Genomic DNA, 16785 nt, shown 5'->3' on the forward strand with positions numbered 1-16785 from the left:
ATGGCACAATGGTTTAACGTCGGAAAAATTGTCAACACACACGGCATCCGCGGAGAAGTGCGGGTCATATCGATGACGGATTTCAGGGAGGAACGCTACAAACCCGGCAATACGCTTTATTTATTCCTTCCCGGCGAAAAGGAGCCGCTCAAGCTACAAATTGAGTTGAGCCGCCCACATAAGCAATTTGATTTGCTCAAATTTGAAGGGTATGATTCGATTCAGGAAGTCGAGAAATGGAAAGACGGCATTTTGAAAGTTTCTGAAGAACAGCTGGGGGAGCTCGGCGAAAACGAGTATTATTTCCATGAAATCATCGGATGTGAAGTTTGGACTGTTGCAGGTGACAAAGTTGGTGTCGTCAAAGAAATTTTAACGCCGGGTGCAAATGATGTCTGGGTTGTGCAGGCGGAACACCAAAAAGAGTATTTGATCCCTTTTATAGAAGATGTGGTAAAAGAAGTGGATCCTGCTGAAAAAAGAATTGTGATTGAACCAATGGAAGGTTTGCTGTCATGAAAATCGATATTTTAACGCTATTTCCGGAAATGTTTGAAGGCGTTCTCGGTTCTTCCATTTTGAAAAAAGCAAGCGAAAAAGGGATTGCTAGCTATCATCTTATAAACTTCCGCGAATACAGCGACAATAAGCATAAAACAGTCGACGACTACCCGTACGGTGGCGGCGCGGGCATGGTGCTGAAGCCACAGCCTGTTTTCGATGCGGTTGAAGATCTTTTGAAAAAAGAGGACGGAAGGAAACCGCGCATTATTCTGCTCTGCCCCCAAGGCGAAACATACACACAAAAAAAAGCGGAGGAATTTGCAAAAGAAGAGCATCTTGTCTTTATTTGCGGCCATTACGAAGGCTATGATGAACGGATCCGGGGACATCTTGTGACAGATGAAATTTCAATCGGTGACTATGTGTTAACCGGCGGGGAGCTCGGCGCCATGGTGATGATCGACAGCATTGTCCGCCTTCTTCCGGGTGTGTTGGGCAATGAAGAATCGCCTGTTACGGATTCGTTTTCGACCGGGCTTTTGGAATATCCGCACTATACGCGGCCGGCCGATTTCCGCGGCATGAAGGTCCCGGATGTGCTGCTGTCAGGCAACCATAAGCTGATTGAAGAATGGCGCGAAAAGCAGTCCTTGTACAGAACATATACGAGAAGGCCGGATTTATTGCGCAGTTATCCGCTTTCTGAAAAGCAAAAAGCATGGCTGAAAGAATGGGAAGAAAGCCGCGATTAGCTGTTGCAATCACAAGGCGTTTATGCTATGATTTCACTTGTGGTTTGTTGCTGCAAACCACCGTAAAACGATGTTCCGCTGCAAAATGTTAAAAGGTTTGCAAGAGCATCTGTTGGAAGGAGTTGAATACGATGCACAATATTATTGATGAAATTACAAAAGATCAACTTCGCACTGATCTTCCTGATTTCCGCCCGGGTGATACGGTTCGCGTGCATGTAAAAGTTATTGAAGGCTCCCGCGAACGTATCCAGGTTTTTGAAGGTGTTGTGATCAAACGCCGCGGCGGCGGGATCAGCGAAACATTTACGGTACGGAAAGTTTCTTATGGTGTAGGCGTTGAACGTACATTCCCTCTCCATACACCTAAAATTGCGAAGATTGAAGTCGTGCGTCGCGGTAAAGTTCGCCGTGCGAAACTTTACTACCTGCGTAATCTGCGCGGTAAAGCCGCCCGTATTAAAGAAATCCGCTGATGCAGCAATGACAGGTTCGAAAAGGGGCTCCTTCCAAAGGCCCCTTTTCTTCATATTATACAAAATTTCCGTGCGGTTTTTAATGGCTATGGTCATCGCAAAACCCGATTTTAAAACATGATTCAAACCAGTTATAATGCAATATGATAATAAGGAATACACGCGATGGAAACTTGTATTGATGAGGCGGTGTGAGAATGGCAAAACAGAAACAACCGAAAAATGAGCTTTGGGAATGGGTGAAGGCGCTGCTGATTGCCGTGGCACTTGCCGGGATTCTCCGCTACTTTTTCTTTGCCCCGATCATTGTCGACGGCTCTTCCATGATGCCGACATTGAAAAACGGGGACCGGATGATTGTCAATAAGCTCGGAACGCCGAAACGTTTTGATATAGTCGTTTTCCATGCTCCCGAAGGCAAGGATTATATAAAAAGGGTCATCGGGCTGCCCGGCGACCGGATTGAATATAAGAATGACGTCTTGTACATTAATGGAAAAGCATATAAAGAGCCTTACCTTGACAAGTATAAAAAAGCGGTTGCCGACGGACCACTGACGGAAGATTTTACGTTAAAAGACATCATTGGCAGGGACACCGTGCCGAAGGGCCAAATCTTTGTCATGGGCGATAACCGTCGCTACAGCAAAGACAGCCGCCAGATTGGCACGATTCCGCTGAGCAAAGTCGTCGGCGAAACCAATTTCGTTTACTGGCCGCTGAAAGATGCCCATGTTGTCAATCATTAGACATTTCAATGGCTGTCTGGGGTCAGGGCCGTTATAAGCGGAAGAACGAGAGATTTGGAGTTGACACACGATGGCAATACAATGGTTTCCGGGGCATATGGCCAAGGCAAGGAGAGAAGTTTCCGAAAAATTGAAGCTGGTGGATATCATCTTTGAATTGCTTGATGCCAGAATCCCCGTTTCATCTGCAAACCCGATGCTCGATGAAATCATCCAGCAAAAGCCGCGTATCAAACTATTGAACAAAGCGGATATGGCGGATCCCATAATGACATCCCGCTGGCTTGACAAGTTTTCGGGCGAAAACACATCTGTGCTGGCCATTGATGCGCAAAGCGGAAAGGGCCTGGACAAGATGGTGAAACTCGCTGAACAAATTTTGCAGCCAAAGTGGGAGAGAAAGCGTGCGAAGGGCATTAAACCGCGTGCAATCAGGGCGATGATTGTCGGGATTCCAAATGTCGGAAAATCGACCTTGATTAACAGGCTTGCCGGAAAAAACATCGCAAAAACCGGCAATACACCCGGTGTCACAAAAGCGCAGGCTTGGATAAAAGTCGGCAAATCGATGGAACTGTTGGACACGCCGGGTATCCTATGGCCGAAGTTTGAAGATGAAGAAGTCGGTTACAAGCTTGCTCTGACCGGTGCGATTAAGGATACGATTCTCAATCTGCAGGATGTCGCGGTATTCAGTCTCCGCTTTCTTGAGGCACATTACACTGAAGCCTTAAAGGCGCGTTACAAGCTGGATGAGATCCCTGAAGATATCGTTGCGCTTTTTGACCATATCGGGCGCCTGCGCGGGTGCTTAAGAGCCGGGGGGGAAATTGATTACGACAAAACGGCTGATATCATCATCCGCGATATCCGCGGGCAAAAGCTCGGTCCTTTGACATTCGATACATTGTAAGCTCTCCCCTTTTCTGGAGGGCTTATTTTTTTAAGGGGTGGATGAAAGTGAAAATCAGTGAAATTGAAGAACGGCTTGCGGTTGTCAAAGACCCGGACAATCCGTTTATATTGGCCTTGCAAAAAGACGGGAGGAAAGGCGCACAAGAAGCACTTGAAAAATGGAAGAGAAAATTAGAAAAAGAGCATCAGGCGCTTGAAAAGTTCCGGGAAATGATGCGCTATGAAAATGCATTGCGACTGGAAGGGTATCGCCTGATCGCCGGCATTGACGAAGCGGGAAGGGGGCCGCTTGCCGGGCCGGTCGTGGCGGCGGCGGTCATCCTCCCAGAGGATTTTTATCTGGCCGGCTTGAACGACTCTAAGCAGCTGTCCGGAAAGCAGAGGGAAAAGTATTATTCCGCAATTTGTGAAAAAGCCGGCTATATTGGGGTTGGAATTGTGGATGCGGATGAAATTGATAAAATCAATATTTACAAGGCAGCCAAAAAAGCGATGATGCTGGCTGTGGAAAACTTGCTGGAAAAACCAGACCATTTGCTGATCGATGCGATGGAAATTCCTGCCCCTTATCCGCAAACTTCCATAATAAAAGGCGATGCAAAGAGCGTTTCAATTGCGGCCGCATCCATCATCGCCAAAGTGACAAGGGACCGTTTGATGCAGGAAATGGATAAAAAATACCCTGAATACGGATTTGCCAAAAATATGGGGTACGGGACGAAAGAGCATTTGGAAGCCCTGAAACGGCACGGACCATGCCCAATACATAGAAAAACGTTTGCACCGGTTAAAAATTGGCCGGCATTTTGACGATAACAAATATAGAAAAAATGAGACAGTTATAAGGCAGGGGGCATATATGCAATTTTCTTCCATTACGGAGCAGGCCCTTTCCGCGCTTTCCGGCTCAAAAATCCGCGCATTTGAATTTAAAACGGGACAGATTTTTTTCGGCACCATTCAAAAACTGTTTCCGAATGATACGGCTCTAGTGCAGGCAGGCGGGCGCACTTTTGCCGCCAAACTTCAAATTCCGCTTGAAACCGGGAAAGGCTACTGGTTCCAAACTGTTTCAACGGAAGGCGGCATACAGTTGAAAATGCTTGCCGCGGAAGATGCCGCAGCAGGCTCACACGAAAAAGCCCTATTAACGCAAATGCAGTTGCCTTCCGAAAAAACATACCAATCCCTTGTTTCCTATTTGGCAGAACGGGGCATCCCGTTTACGAAAAACATGGCCGTTAAAATCGGCGGCTGGCTGAAACAGGTGCCGGACCTTGAAAAAGGATTAGAAGCAGCGGGTTTTATGTTGTCAAAAGACCTTCCTGTAACAAAAAGAATACTTACCGCTCTTCTTTCGGCCGGGCAGGGCGAGCCGGCAACAAACCTCCTGAACCGTCTGCAGGCGGCGCTCGGGGCGGAACATCCAACACCGCTCGTCCAACAGCTGTTAAGCAGCCTTCAGGATCTTCAAATGACGGGCGGGGATCACGTGACAGGCGATATGTTGCGTGCGCAAATCCAGGAGACGGTACAGAAATTAGGGATTTTTTACGAAGGCAGAATTTTGCAAAACGATGGGCTGACAAAACAAAGCGAACTGCCTTTAAAGGCGCTTCTTGTTGAATTTCTGCAAAAAGAAGGCGGTTCCCCAGAAGCAAAAGAAATTGCGGACCAAATTATACAGAAAATGAACGGCCAGCAGCTGCTTTCTGTCCCGGATGCAGCGGTCCAGCACATCTGGATGGAAATCCCGCTGTCTTTTCCTCATTTTCAAACAAACGCGGTGATGCAGTGGTCGGGCAGGCAGAAAAAAAACGGAAAAATTGACAGCGATTATTGTAAAATCATTTTTTATTTGAATTTGCAGTTTTTAAAAGAAACATTGGTGGAGATGAATGTGCAGAACCGTGTTGTCACGGTTCAAGTTGCAAGCGCCAAAGAAGATTTGCAGGCGGTTTGTGCGCCGTTTGTCCCCGCATTAAAGGAAGGGCTGGATGAACTCAATTATAAGCTGTCCGGCGTGCATTTCCGGACAGTGAAGGGAAAAAGCGTGCGGAATGCGGCATATCAGGCGGATTCTTCCTATAAAGGGGTGGATATACGGATATGAACGGAAAAGAGAAAGAGATAAGAGAAGCCGTTGCGCTCCAATACCGGTCGGAAATTCATTCTGCGCCGGTTGTAAAGGCGAAAGGAAAAGGCGAAGTTGCCGAGCGGATCATCGAAAAAGCACTCGAAGCAAATGTCCCGATACAAAAAGACCGGGATCTGGTTGCGTTGCTCGGGCAGCTCAATATTAATGAAACGATACCGGAAGAACTTTATGCTGCCGTTGCCGAGGTGTTTGCGTTTATTTATAGGCTTGACCAATCTTTTGAAAACGAACAAAAAAATATTTTTAAATAATAATAGCGGTTTCAGTTCATTATGGTAGACATATTTTCTGATGTTTATTAAAATGAAAGCGCAGTTAATTTTTTGAACAGTTTGATAGGAGGATGGAACATGAATATTCACGAGTATCAAGGCAAAGAGATCCTCAGAAAATATGGGGTTTCTGTGCCGAAAGGGAAAGTTGCCTTCACCGTGGATGAAGCGGTGGAAGCGGCGAAAGCACTCGGTACAGAGGTATGTGTTGTAAAAGCGCAAATCCATGCCGGCGGCCGCGGAAAAGCGGGCGGCGTCAAAGTAGCGAAAAATTTGGATGAAGTTCGTACATACGCGCAGGAGCTGCTTGGGAAAACGCTTGTTACGCATCAAACAGGCCCAGAAGGAAAAGAAGTGAAACGTCTGTTGATTGAAGAAGGATGCGATATCCAAAAAGAATACTATGTCGGCCTTGTGCTGGACCGCGCTTCTTCAAGGGTTGTGCTGATGGCGTCTGAAGAAGGCGGGACGGAAATCGAAGAAGTGGCGGCCAAAACACCGGAAAAGATTTTCAAGGAAACGATCGATCCGGCAGTCGGACTGTTGCCGTTCCAAGCGCGCCGCATTGCTTTCAATATCAATATTCCTGCTAAACTTGTAAACCAAGCTGTTAAATTCATGATGGGCTTGTACCAAGTATTTGTTGAAAAAGACTGCTCGATTGCGGAAATCAACCCGCTTGTCGTGACTGGCGACGGGAAAGTCATGGCGCTCGATGCCAAATTGAATTTCGATTCAAACGGATTGTACCGCCAGCAGGATATTTTGGAATATCGTGATTTGGATGAAGAAGACCCGAAAGAAGTTGAAGCATCGAAATACGATTTGAGCTATGTCGCTCTTGACGGGAATATCGGATGTATGGTAAACGGCGCCGGCCTTGCGATGGCGACGATGGACATTATTAAATATTACGGCGGCGACCCTGCCAACTTCCTGGATGTCGGCGGCGGCGCAACAGAAGAAAAAGTTACGGAAGCGTTTAAAATTATTCTTTCCGATGAAAAAGTAAAAGGGATTTTCGTCAATATTTTCGGCGGCATCATGAAATGTGATGTTATCGCGGCCGGTGTGGTTGCGGCTACGAAACAGGTAGGCCTTGACATTCCGCTCGTTGTCCGTCTGGAAGGGACGAATGTTGAACTCGGAAAGAAAATTTTAAATGAATCGGGGCTTAAAATTGTTGCGGCCGAATCGATGGCGGACGGCGCGCAAAAAATTGTTGAACTCGTAAGCTGATTCAATGCGCATGTCAGTGTTATGAATACGAACAAACATTCTTGAATAAAGAAGGCAGGGGAAAAAAGTGAGTATTTATGTAAATAAAGATACAAAAGTCATTGTTCAAGGAATTACGGGGAAAACAGCGCTTTTCCATACGAAACAATGCCTGGAGTACGGCACAAAAATTGTCGGCGGGACTTCTCCGGGAAAAGGTGGAACAGAAGTGGAAGGCGTACCGGTTTTTAACACGGTGGAAGAAGCTGTAAAAGCGACAGGCGCCACCGTATCGGTCATTTTCGTCCCGGCCCCGTTTGCGGCGGATGCCATTATGGAAGCTGTCGATGCGGAACTCGACCTTGTCATCTGCATCACAGAGCATATTCCAGTTTTGGATATGGTCAAAGTGAAACGTTACATGGAAGGGAAGAAAACCCGCCTGATCGGCCCGAACTGCCCTGGCATCATCACGCCTGATGAATGTAAAATCGGCATCATGCCTGGTTACATCCATAAAAAAGGCCATGTCGGCGTTGTCTCCCGCTCCGGCACGTTGACTTATGAAGCTGTCCATCAGCTCACCCAGGCGGGCATCGGCCAGTCCAATGCGATCGGAATCGGCGGCGACCCAGTTAACGGGACAAACTTTATTGATGTTTTGAAAGAATTTAACAACGACCCGGATACGGAAGCTGTCATCATGATCGGCGAAATTGGTGGAACGGCGGAAGAAGAAGCGGCACGCTGGATCAAGGCAAACATGAAGAAACCTGTCGTCGGCTTTATCGGCGGTGTTACAGCACCTCCAGGAAAACGGATGGGCCATGCCGGCGCGATCATTTCCGGCGGCAAAGGGACCGCAGCCGAAAAAATCCGCACGATGAATGAATGTGGCATCCAGGTGGCGGAAACACCAGCTGTCATTGGCGAAACACTGATCCGCGTCCTCAAAGAAAGAGGTTTATACGAAAAATGTAAAAACCTATAATGCCGTGTAAATAAACCGGACCGGATCCGGCCATGCGATGCTGTAAAACGTGCCGGCCGGGTCTATTCGGTTTATGTTTTTTCGGCTAAAGCCGTTTTTATAGGAAGCGAGGAGTGATATGGAACCACTAAAAATAAAGTATATCCATTTGGACCATTGCCGGGGATTAAGCCTTAGGCAAAAAATGCACATTCTACAATTTGACCCGCAGCTTGAAAAACTCTACCGGATGCCCCGCGAAGCCCTCCGCACGCTGCTCCGCATGAATCGTAACGCTTTCGACACTTTTTATAATGATCTCCATCATCTTGAACTCAAACCATATTTAGCGCTTTATAAAAAGAAAGGAATCCGGGCCACCGCAGCCTTTGAACCGGAATATCCCGCGCTGTTAAAAGAAACGTACGAGCCGCCTATTGTATTATACTCCATGGGGGATATTTCTTTATTGAAACGCAGGTGCCTCGCAGTTGTCGGTTCAAGAAAGTCCGGTACCTATGCCGAAAAAGTGGTGGACCGGTTATTTCCGGACCTGATCGAAAAAAATTTTGTCATTGTCAGCGGGCTGGCCAAGGGAGCTGATACAATCGCCCACCGAGCCGCCATGAAATTCGGCGGAAAAACGATTGCAGTCTTGGGCAGCGGGTTTTTTCATATTTATCCGCGGGGAAATACAGTGCTGGCTGAAAAGATCAAGCAGAATCATTTGCTGTTGTCCGAATACCCCCCTTTTACACGCCCGCAAAAATGGCATTTTCCGGAACGAAACCGGATCATTAGCGGCATTTCCGAAGGGGTGGTGGTCATCCAGGCGGAAAGGCGGAGCGGCTCGCTGATCACCGCTGATTTTGCGCTTCAGGAGGGACGGGAAGTATTCAGCATACCCGGAAACGTTTTGGACAGCCTGTCGGAAGGCACAAACCATTTAATCCAGCAGGGAGCGAAACTTGTGGCTAACAGCTCCGATATTTTGGAAGAACTGCGCATCTGAAAAAAATTTCCCTGTATCGGGGTACAAAGGGCAAATTGTAAATAAAAATTCATAAATGGATGAAGAATTTTCCATTTCGATGAAAAAACTCATGATTTTTGGATATGATGTATATAAAATAGAGAAAGAAAAGATAAAATATTACAAATGAAACCGTTTGCCATATTTGTTTTTTTGCGACAACGCTGTTAAAATTGACAAATGCGGGCTTCAAGGCTAATATTTACAAATGATTTTAAGTTGACTCTATTAAATTTCATTGTTGGTGGCAGCCCATTTCCGGGACTTCGTCATAAAGTCCCGCGGGATAGACATGTGCGAAGCGGATTTCGTGGTCATCAACATTGTTTTACGAACACAACCTTTAAGTTAAAAAACAGAAATACGCGTAAAGTTGTTGCAAAGAGAGGGTATATGCTCTCCGGGGAGGATTTTGAATGTCAGACTACTTAGTAATTGTGGAATCACCCGCAAAAGCGAAAACCATTGAAAAATATTTGGGAAAAAAATATAGAGTGAAAGCTTCCATGGGGCATGTACGCGATTTGCCGAAAAGCCAAATGGGGGTCAATATTGAGAACCATTTTGAACCGAAATATATTACGATAAGGGGAAAAGGCCCTGTATTAAAAGAATTGAAGAGCGCGGCCAAAAAAGCAAAGAAAGTTTATCTGGCGGCCGACCCTGACCGCGAAGGGGAAGCGATCGCATGGCATCTGGCCAACAGCCTTGATCTTGATGTCAATTCGGACTGCCGCGTTGTGTTTAACGAAATTACAAAAGATGCGATCATAGAATCTTTCAAACATCCGCGCCCGATCAATATGGATCTGGTGGACGCGCAACAGGCAAGAAGGATACTGGACCGTTTAGTCGGTTACAACATCAGCCCGCTTTTATGGAAAAAAGTGAAAAAAGGATTGAGCGCGGGTAGAGTGCAATCCGTTGCAGTCCGTCTGATCATTGACCGCGAGAATGAGATCAAATCATTTGTTCCGGAAGAATACTGGACGATCACGGGCACATTCAAAAAAGGGAAAGATACGTTCCAGGCTTCCTTTTACGGAGTGGACGGCGAAAAAATGCCGCTCAAATCTGAAGAAGATGTAAAAAAAATACTTGGCATGATCAAAAACGACCAGTTTACCGTCACATCTTTAACCCATAAAGAGAAGAAACGAAATCCGGCGCCGCCGTTTACGACTTCATCTTTACAGCAGGAAGCCGCCCGTAAAATCAACTTCAGGGCAAAGAAAACGATGATGGTGGCCCAACAGCTGTATGAAGGGATTGATCTCGGAAAAGAAGGGAGTGTCGGGCTGATCACTTATATGAGGACTGACTCGACCCGTATATCGGAAATTGCAAAAGCAGAAGCTAAGCAATATATTTCTGGAAAATTTGGGGAAAAGTATTTGCGTCAGGAAGAAAGGAAAGAGAAAAAACAGGCCAACGCCCAGGATGCACACGAAGGGATCCGGCCGACGAGCATTTTCCGCGATCCGGTTTCGGTAAAACAATACCTTAGCAGGGACCAGTATAAATTATATAAATTGATCTGGGAACGTTTTACGGCAAGCCAAATGTCGCCTGCTGTGCTGGATACAATGAGTGTGACCCTCACAAACGGAACGGTTGTATTCCGCGCTTCCGGTTCGAAAATCAACTTCCCCGGTTTTATGAAAGTATATGTGGAAGGAACCGACGACCAGCAGGAAGAAGGGGAAAGTTATTTGCCGCATTTGGAAAACGGCGATACCATTTCTTCTGAAAACATCGAACCGAAACAGCATTTTACACAGCCACCTCCGCGCTATACGGAAGCGCGTCTCGTAAAAACGCTGGAGGAGCTCGGTATCGGAAGGCCGTCCACTTATGCGCCAACGCTTGATACAATCCAAAAGCGCGGGTATGTTGCCCTTGAAAACAAACGATTCGTACCGACTGAGCTTGGTGAGATCGTGCTGGAACTGATCAAGGAATTTTTTCCGGAAATTATCGATGTTGAATTTACTGCGGAAATGGAAAAAGACCTTGACGGTATTGAAGAAGGAAAAGTTGCCTGGGTCAAAATCATTGATGAGTTTTATAAGAATTTCGAGGTTAGTTTGAAAAAAGCCGAAGCTGAGATGGAAAAAGTTGAAATCAAGGATGAAGAAACCGGGGAGATGTGCGAGCTGTGCGGAAACCCGATGGTGTATAAGATGGGGCGCTACGGCAAATTTATGGCTTGCAGTAATTTCCCGGAATGCCGCAATACAAAGCCAATTGTCAAAAAAATCGGAGTGGCGTGCCCGAAATGCGGAAAAGGCGAAATCATTGAAAGAAAAACGAAAAAGAACCGTATTTTTTACGGTTGTGACCGTTATCCGGAGTGCGATTTCGTTTCTTGGGATAAGCCGGTCGGCAGAAAATGCCCGAAATGCTGTGAAATGCTCGTGGAGAAAAAACTGAAAAAAGGCACGCAGATCCAGTGCGTTAATTGTGATTATAAAGAACAATCGGTGGAATAAAAATGGCTGCACCACTTTATATTTTTGGGTTTTTGCCGAATCATAAAGGGAATGCACGATTTCAGGACATTTCCTAACTGACGAAAATGTTTTATACGGGGGAACGGGCCTGAAAGTCCGCTCCCCTGCCACGGTAAAATCGTTGCATAATCAACTGGGGAGTCTATAAAAAAGAAAATTTAAATTTTTACGAGAAAATATAACTTATTCTTTTACTTCTTGTGCATCCTGGTGTAAAATGCTAGAGGGCAAAGATGACAAAAAACGACATAATCACCTAAAAGTAGACGCCAAGGGCTTGCAGCGGGGTGTTTAAATGCCGTTCCGAATCCTGCAAAGGGCTTTTGTAGGTATGTTTCATATGTATCTTAGATAATTCAAAACTTTGTGAAAAATTTGTAACATTTGTTGCAATCCCGGTGCAAAGTATGTTATGATTTAATCGCCCTTGTGAGGTGTTAAACAGATGAATGGTGAACTGTCCGGCTATTTGCATTCTTTTATGGAGTACATGCAGGTTGAAAAAAACTTTTCGACGTACACCGTCCGTTATTATCGCCAGGATTTGGAAGATTTTTTTGCGTTTATGTCCGAACAGGGAATTGCCTCGCTGGATGAAGTCGTATATCCGGACGGGAGGCTGTATTTAACGAAACTTTACGAGCGCCAATACAGCCGGGCAAGCGTAGCGAGAAAAATATCGAGCATCCGCAGTTTTTTTAAATTTCTGCTGCGGGAGCATCTTGTCAAAGAAAATCCATTTGCACTTTTATCCCAGCCAAAACAACATAAGCGCTTACCTAAATTTTTTTATGAAGATGAAATGGAGCAGTTGTTCCACGCCTGTGAAGGGGAGGATGATTTATCTGCCCGTAATCGTGCGCTGCTTGAAATCCTTTACGCGACCGGCATCCGTGTCAGCGAATGCGTGAATATTCAATTGCAGGATATTGACTTTGAATTTGAAACGATTCATGTAAAAGGTAAAGGCAGCAAAGAACGGATCGTTCTGTTCGGCCATTTTGCCAGTAATGCGGTTTCCGATTATATGGAGCATGCGCGTAAAGCTTTGATGCACGGAAAAGAAAGGCATCCTTATTTATTTGTAAATGCGCGCGGCGGGCCGTTGACGGAAAATGGTGTCCGCTATATTTTGAACGGGATTATCAAAAAAGCGGCGCTTACCGGAAAAATCCACCCCCACATGCTGCGGCACACATTTGCAACCCATTTGCTGAATCATGGGGCCGATTTGCGCACAGTACAAGACCTGCTTGGGCATGAAAGCTTGTCTTCGACGCAAGTATATACACATGTCACTAAGGAGCATTTGCGGCAAACGTATATGTCATTCCATCCAAGAGCATAGCAAATGCGTGGTTCATTGAGCTTTCGATTACATAGGAGGTGCTGAAATGGGCGATTTTCACGCTACAACGATATTTGCCATCCGGCATAACGGCAAAAGCGCAATGGCCGGAGACGGGCAGGTGACACTCGGAAATTCCGTCGTCATGAAAAATACTGCCAAAAAAGTACGCAGGCTGTTTAATGGAAAGGTCCTTGCCGGTTTTGCGGGATCTGTTGCTGACGCTTTTACGCTATCCGAGATGTTTGAAGGGAAACTCCAAGAATATAACGGAAATTTAACACGCGCTGCCGTGGAGCTTGCCAAAATGTGGAGAAGCGATAAAGTCCTCCGTAAGTTGGAAGCCATGTTGATCGTGATGGATGAGCATAATTTGCTGCTTATTTCCGGAACAGGTGAAGTCATTGAGCCGGATGACGGGATCCTTGCGATCGGCTCGGGCGGAAATTACGCGCTGGCTGCCGGCCGTGCGTTGAAGCGGTATGCTTCCGACAGCCTTTCCGCGAAAGAAATCGCGCAGGCATCGCTTGAAATTGCATCCGAAATTTGCGTATTTACAAATTCGAATATTATTGTGGAAGAATTGTAACAACAGCGAAAACCGAAAGCCGGAAGCGGCATGATTTCCATAAAGGAGTGAGCGGCTTGGCAAATACGTTGAGAAACGCAAAAAGTTTAACGCCTAGGCAGATTGTTGAGCGCCTGGACCAATATATTGTAGGGCAAAAAGAGGCAAAACGGGCAGTTGCCGTCGCGCTGCGGAACCGTTACAGGAGAAGCTTGCTGCCAGAAAAATTGCGGGAAGAAATCATTCCAAAAAATATTTTGATGATCGGCCCGACTGGCGTCGGCAAAACGGAAATTGCCAGAAGAATGGCAAGGCTTGTGGGTGCCCCGTTTGTGAAAGTGGAAGCCACCAAGTTCACAGAAGTTGGCTATGTGGGCCGCGATGTTGAGTCAATGGTGCGCGACCTGGTTGAGACATCCGTAAGGCTTGTAAAAGAAGAAAAGATGAATGGGGTCCTGGAACAGGCGGAAAAAAACGCAAATGAACGCCTTGTCGACCTGCTCGTTCCCGTGCGGAAAAAACAGTCGAATTTTAAAAACCCTTTTGAAATGCTCTTCGGAAGCGGTACACAGGATGCTGCCATCCAAAATGATGATGAAGACGAACTGTCAAAAAGGGAACAAAAGCAGCGCATCAGGGAAAAACTTTTAAACGGCGAGCTGGAAGAAGAACTCGTTACAGTGGAAGTCGAAGAGCAGGCCCCTTCCATGTTTGATTTGTTCCAAGGATCCGGAATGGAACAAATGGGCATGAATGTCCAGGACGCCCTTGGCAACTTACTGCCGAAAAAAATAAAAAGAAGGAAGCTTCCGGTCAGGGAAGCGAGAAAAGTGCTCACCCAGGATGAAGCACAGAAGCTGATCGATATGGATGAAGTGACTCAGGAGGCCATTTATCGGGCGGAACAAACCGGGATCATCTTCATCGATGAAATCGACAAAATCGCCAGCAAAAACGGCAATGCTTCTTCCACGGACGTTTCCAGGGAAGGCGTCCAGCGCGATATTCTGCCAATTGTGGAGGGTTCCACAGTCGTAACAAAATACGGGTCGATTAAGACAGACTATATTTTGTTCATTGCGGCCGGGGCGTTCCATATGGCGAAACCATCCGATCTGATACCGGAACTGCAGGGGCGCTTCCCGATCAGGGTGGAGCTTGGCAAACTCACGGTAGAAGACTTTGTCAAAATTCTGGTGGAACCGGACAATGCGTTAGTAAAACAATATATTGCATTATTGGAAACTGAAGGTATACAAATAGAATTTTCTGACGATGCTATTACCAGGATTGCAGAAATTGCTTATGAGGTTAATCAAAACACGGATAATATCGGGGCAAGGAGGCTCCACACCATTATGGAAAAACTGCTTGAAGATTTATCGTTTGAAGCGCCGGATATCCATTTGGAAAAAGTGACCATTACCCCGCAATATGTCGATGAAAAGCTCGGAACCATTTCACAGAACAAAGATTTAAGCCAATATATTTTATAACCTGATAAGGGTAGAAAGTGTTGAAAAGGGCTTTTCCTGCGGTACGCATTCATCTTTGCAATTCAATGTAATTCAATTTATGATAATGAATCGATCTAGGAGGAATTAGAATGAGTTTGTTAGATAAAACACGCAAAATTAATTCGATGTTGCAAAAGGCTGCTGGCCGGCCGGTGAATTTCAAGGAAATGGCTGAAACTTTGAGCGAAGTGATTGAAGCGAATGTGTATGTTGTTAGCCGCCGCGGCAAGCTGCTGGGGCTTGCGGCGAACCAGCATATTGAGAATGAGCGTACGAAAAAAATATTTGAGGACCGCCAGTTCCCTGAAGAATATACGAACAGCCTGTTTAACATTACTGAAACATCGCCAAACTTAACGGTTGAAAGTGAGTACACCGCATTTCCGGTTGAAAACAAAGACTTGTTTGCAAAAGGCTTGACAACCATTGTTCCAATTGTGGGCGGCGGCGAAAGAATCGGAACTTTAATTTTGGCGCGCCTTGAACGGGAATTCAACGATGAAGACCTCGTGCTGGCTGAATACGGTGCAACCGTTGTCGGCATGGAAATTTTGCGTGAAAAAGCGGAGGAAATTGAAGAAGAAGCACGCAGCAAAGCGGTTGTCCAAATGGCAATCAGCTCCTTGTCGTACAGTGAATTGGAAGCCATTGAACATATCTTTGAAGAATTAAACGGCAAAGAAGGGCTGCTTGTTGCTTCCAAAATCGCAGACCGCGTCGGCATTACACGTTCTGTTATCGTAAATGCCTTACGCAAACTGGAAAGCGCCGGAGTAATCGAGTCCCGTTCGCTCGGTATGAAAGGAACTTACATTAAAGTGCTGAACGATAAGTTCCTGGTTGAACTGGAAAAAGTCCGTTCCAATTAAGTTTACGTTCGTCGGTCTTTGCAGGCGCGGAGATAAGCATATCCTGCAGGTAACGCTTCCGGGCTTCGCTGCGCCTGCCTGCAAAATGATATAGATGAGTAAAAAAGGGATACAATAATTGTATCCCTTTTTTACTGGGAGCCATTGACATGATCGGACATCATTCCCCTAGAAATGCTAAATCCTATAAATATCTGCCAATTCTATGGAATATCGAAAAATATTCCAACTCTTAAAATTAAAAAGAAAAAATGCATAAATATGCGCGAATGGGAATTGGAAAAATGAGTAAAATTTTCACTCCTGCCAGCCTATCAATGGCGCCGTATCCTCCTCCGATTCGTTGAAAGAAAAACTTTCTTTCCTATCTTTTAATCCAAAAGGCCTATTTTAAACTTTTGATTAAAATTTTTCACTTATTTTATAAATATCTTCATTTACAGCCCGATTTGAAACAATTAAAATAAATGTTAGCAAACAATTTGTCGTATAAAAGAAAAAATTGTCATGTGCTGGTAAAGAGGTGCAGAAGATGAACTTGTTTTCAACCACGTTTACGTCGCTTGAAAATGCCCTCCAGTATGCTTCCTTGAGGCAGAAAGTTATTTCCAACAATATTGCGAATGCCGATACGCCGAATTATAAAGCGCAGGATGTGAGCTTTAAAAATGTACTTCAGGATTCGGTCGATTCCATCAAAACGTACCGGACGGATCCCCGGCACTTTGATTTTTCCACAGACACTGCGGGCGCCAGTATCGTAACAGAACCAAACGTTACATACAATAACAACGGAAACAGTGTCGACGTTGACACTGAAATGGCCAATCTGGCAAGCAATCAGATTTATTACGAATCATTGATAGAGTTAGAGAAAGGCAAGCTTTCATCCTTGGTAAATGTTGTGAAAGGAGGACAATAGG

Annotated in this window: 17 protein-coding genes; all 17 read left to right on the forward strand. The window is 45.7% G+C overall.

Translation table 11 applies throughout. The annotated features are described in order from the left end of the window. Positions 1-519 (forward strand): ribosome maturation factor RimM, encoded by a 519-nt coding sequence (gene rimM, locus GBH70_RS00130; RefSeq protein WP_151679111.1) that lies wholly within the window; start codon positions 1-3, stop codon positions 517-519. Beyond that, positions 516-1256 carry a tRNA (guanosine(37)-N1)-methyltransferase TrmD gene (gene trmD / locus GBH70_RS00135; protein WP_151679112.1) on the forward strand — a complete coding sequence of 247 codons (741 nt, stop codon included), beginning with the start codon at positions 516-518 and terminating at the stop codon, positions 1254-1256. The genes rimM and trmD overlap by 4 nt, the downstream gene beginning before the upstream one ends. A 131-nt stretch (positions 1257-1387) precedes the next feature. Next, the gene (rplS, locus tag GBH70_RS00140; protein WP_151679113.1) at positions 1388-1732 is read left to right on the forward strand and encodes a 50S ribosomal protein L19; all 345 of its coding nucleotides are present in this window, start codon (positions 1388-1390) and stop codon (positions 1730-1732) included. Between the two features lie 197 nt (positions 1733-1929). Continuing rightward, positions 1930-2481 (forward strand): signal peptidase I, encoded by a 552-nt coding sequence (gene lepB, locus GBH70_RS00145; protein ID WP_151679114.1) that lies wholly within the window; start codon positions 1930-1932, stop codon positions 2479-2481. Positions 2482-2551: 70 nt separating this feature from the next. Continuing rightward, positions 2552-3394, forward strand: coding sequence for a ribosome biogenesis GTPase YlqF (ylqF, locus tag GBH70_RS00150; protein ID WP_151679115.1), 843 nt, complete (start codon positions 2552-2554; stop codon positions 3392-3394). A 41-nt stretch (positions 3395-3435) separates the two neighbouring features. Beyond that, the gene (gene rnhB / locus GBH70_RS00155) at positions 3436-4206 is read left to right on the forward strand and encodes a ribonuclease HII (RefSeq protein ID WP_151679116.1); all 771 of its coding nucleotides are present in this window, start codon (positions 3436-3438) and stop codon (positions 4204-4206) included. 49 nt (positions 4207-4255) lie between these two features. Continuing rightward, on the forward strand, positions 4256-5509 hold the full coding sequence (locus tag GBH70_RS00160) for a TP0910 N-terminal domain-containing protein (RefSeq protein ID WP_151679117.1): 1254 nt from the start codon (positions 4256-4258) through the stop codon (positions 5507-5509). Next, positions 5506-5805 (forward strand): EscU/YscU/HrcU family type III secretion system export apparatus switch protein, encoded by a 300-nt coding sequence (locus tag GBH70_RS00165; protein ID WP_151679118.1) that lies wholly within the window; start codon positions 5506-5508, stop codon positions 5803-5805. Before GBH70_RS00160 ends, GBH70_RS00165 begins: the two co-directional genes overlap by 4 nt. Before the next feature lie 99 nt (positions 5806-5904). Further along, positions 5905-7065 carry an ADP-forming succinate--CoA ligase subunit beta gene (sucC, locus tag GBH70_RS00170; protein ID WP_151679119.1) on the forward strand — a complete coding sequence of 387 codons (1161 nt, stop codon included), beginning with the start codon at positions 5905-5907 and terminating at the stop codon, positions 7063-7065. 67 nt (positions 7066-7132) lie between these two features. Beyond that, positions 7133-8035, forward strand: coding sequence for a succinate--CoA ligase subunit alpha (sucD, locus tag GBH70_RS00175; protein WP_151679120.1), 903 nt, complete (start codon positions 7133-7135; stop codon positions 8033-8035). A 118-nt stretch (positions 8036-8153) separates the two neighbouring features. Beyond that, entirely contained in the window at positions 8154-9026 is an 873-nt protein-coding gene (gene dprA, locus GBH70_RS00180; RefSeq protein ID WP_151679121.1) for a DNA-processing protein DprA, read from the forward strand. A gap of 437 nt (positions 9027-9463) precedes the next feature. Beyond that, positions 9464-11539 (forward strand): type I DNA topoisomerase, encoded by a 2076-nt coding sequence (gene topA, locus GBH70_RS00185; protein WP_151679122.1) that lies wholly within the window; start codon positions 9464-9466, stop codon positions 11537-11539. A 466-nt stretch (positions 11540-12005) separates the two neighbouring features. After that, positions 12006-12908, forward strand: a complete 903-nt coding sequence (gene xerC, locus GBH70_RS00190; RefSeq protein ID WP_151679123.1) for a tyrosine recombinase XerC — start codon at positions 12006-12008, stop codon at positions 12906-12908. A 46-nt stretch (positions 12909-12954) separates the two neighbouring features. Then, on the forward strand, positions 12955-13497 hold the full coding sequence (gene hslV / locus GBH70_RS00195) for an ATP-dependent protease subunit HslV (protein WP_151679124.1): 543 nt from the start codon (positions 12955-12957) through the stop codon (positions 13495-13497). Between the two features lie 56 nt (positions 13498-13553). Further along, positions 13554-14972, forward strand: coding sequence for an ATP-dependent protease ATPase subunit HslU (gene hslU / locus GBH70_RS00200; protein ID WP_151679125.1), 1419 nt, complete (start codon positions 13554-13556; stop codon positions 14970-14972). Between the two features lie 110 nt (positions 14973-15082). Then, the gene (codY, locus tag GBH70_RS00205; protein ID WP_151679126.1) at positions 15083-15862 is read left to right on the forward strand and encodes a GTP-sensing pleiotropic transcriptional regulator CodY; all 780 of its coding nucleotides are present in this window, start codon (positions 15083-15085) and stop codon (positions 15860-15862) included. Between the two features lie 532 nt (positions 15863-16394). Next, on the forward strand, positions 16395-16784 hold the full coding sequence (gene flgB, locus GBH70_RS00210; protein WP_151679127.1) for a flagellar basal body rod protein FlgB: 390 nt from the start codon (positions 16395-16397) through the stop codon (positions 16782-16784). The last annotated feature ends 1 nt before the right edge of the window (position 16785 follow it).

It is taken from the genome of Weizmannia acidilactici (assembly GCF_008974225.1).
Classification (GTDB): Bacteria; Bacillota; Bacilli; order Bacillales; family Bacillaceae_C; genus Weizmannia; species Weizmannia acidilactici.

Coding starts and splice junctions, on each gene's coding strand:
- rimM (WP_151679111.1), top strand. CDS start 1: ATGGCACAATGGTTTAACGTCGGAAAAATTGTCAACACACACGGCATC.
- trmD (WP_151679112.1), top strand. CDS start 516: ATGAAAATCGATATTTTAACGCTATTTCCGGAAATGTTTGAAGGCGTT.
- rplS (WP_151679113.1), top strand. CDS start 1,388: ATGCACAATATTATTGATGAAATTACAAAAGATCAACTTCGCACTGAT.
- lepB (WP_151679114.1), top strand. CDS start 1,930: ATGGCAAAACAGAAACAACCGAAAAATGAGCTTTGGGAATGGGTGAAG.
- ylqF (WP_151679115.1), top strand. CDS start 2,552: ATGGCAATACAATGGTTTCCGGGGCATATGGCCAAGGCAAGGAGAGAA.
- rnhB (WP_151679116.1), top strand. CDS start 3,436: ATGAAAGTGAAAATCAGTGAAATTGAAGAACGGCTTGCGGTTGTCAAA.
- GBH70_RS00160 (WP_151679117.1), top strand. CDS start 4,256: ATGCAATTTTCTTCCATTACGGAGCAGGCCCTTTCCGCGCTTTCCGGC.
- GBH70_RS00165 (WP_151679118.1), top strand. CDS start 5,506: ATGAACGGAAAAGAGAAAGAGATAAGAGAAGCCGTTGCGCTCCAATAC.
- sucC (WP_151679119.1), top strand. CDS start 5,905: ATGAATATTCACGAGTATCAAGGCAAAGAGATCCTCAGAAAATATGGG.
- dprA (WP_151679121.1), top strand. CDS start 8,154: ATGGAACCACTAAAAATAAAGTATATCCATTTGGACCATTGCCGGGGA.
- topA (WP_151679122.1), top strand. CDS start 9,464: ATGTCAGACTACTTAGTAATTGTGGAATCACCCGCAAAAGCGAAAACC.
- xerC (WP_151679123.1), top strand. CDS start 12,006: ATGAATGGTGAACTGTCCGGCTATTTGCATTCTTTTATGGAGTACATG.
- hslV (WP_151679124.1), top strand. CDS start 12,955: ATGGGCGATTTTCACGCTACAACGATATTTGCCATCCGGCATAACGGC.
- codY (WP_151679126.1), top strand. CDS start 15,083: ATGAGTTTGTTAGATAAAACACGCAAAATTAATTCGATGTTGCAAAAG.
- flgB (WP_151679127.1), top strand. CDS start 16,395: ATGAACTTGTTTTCAACCACGTTTACGTCGCTTGAAAATGCCCTCCAG.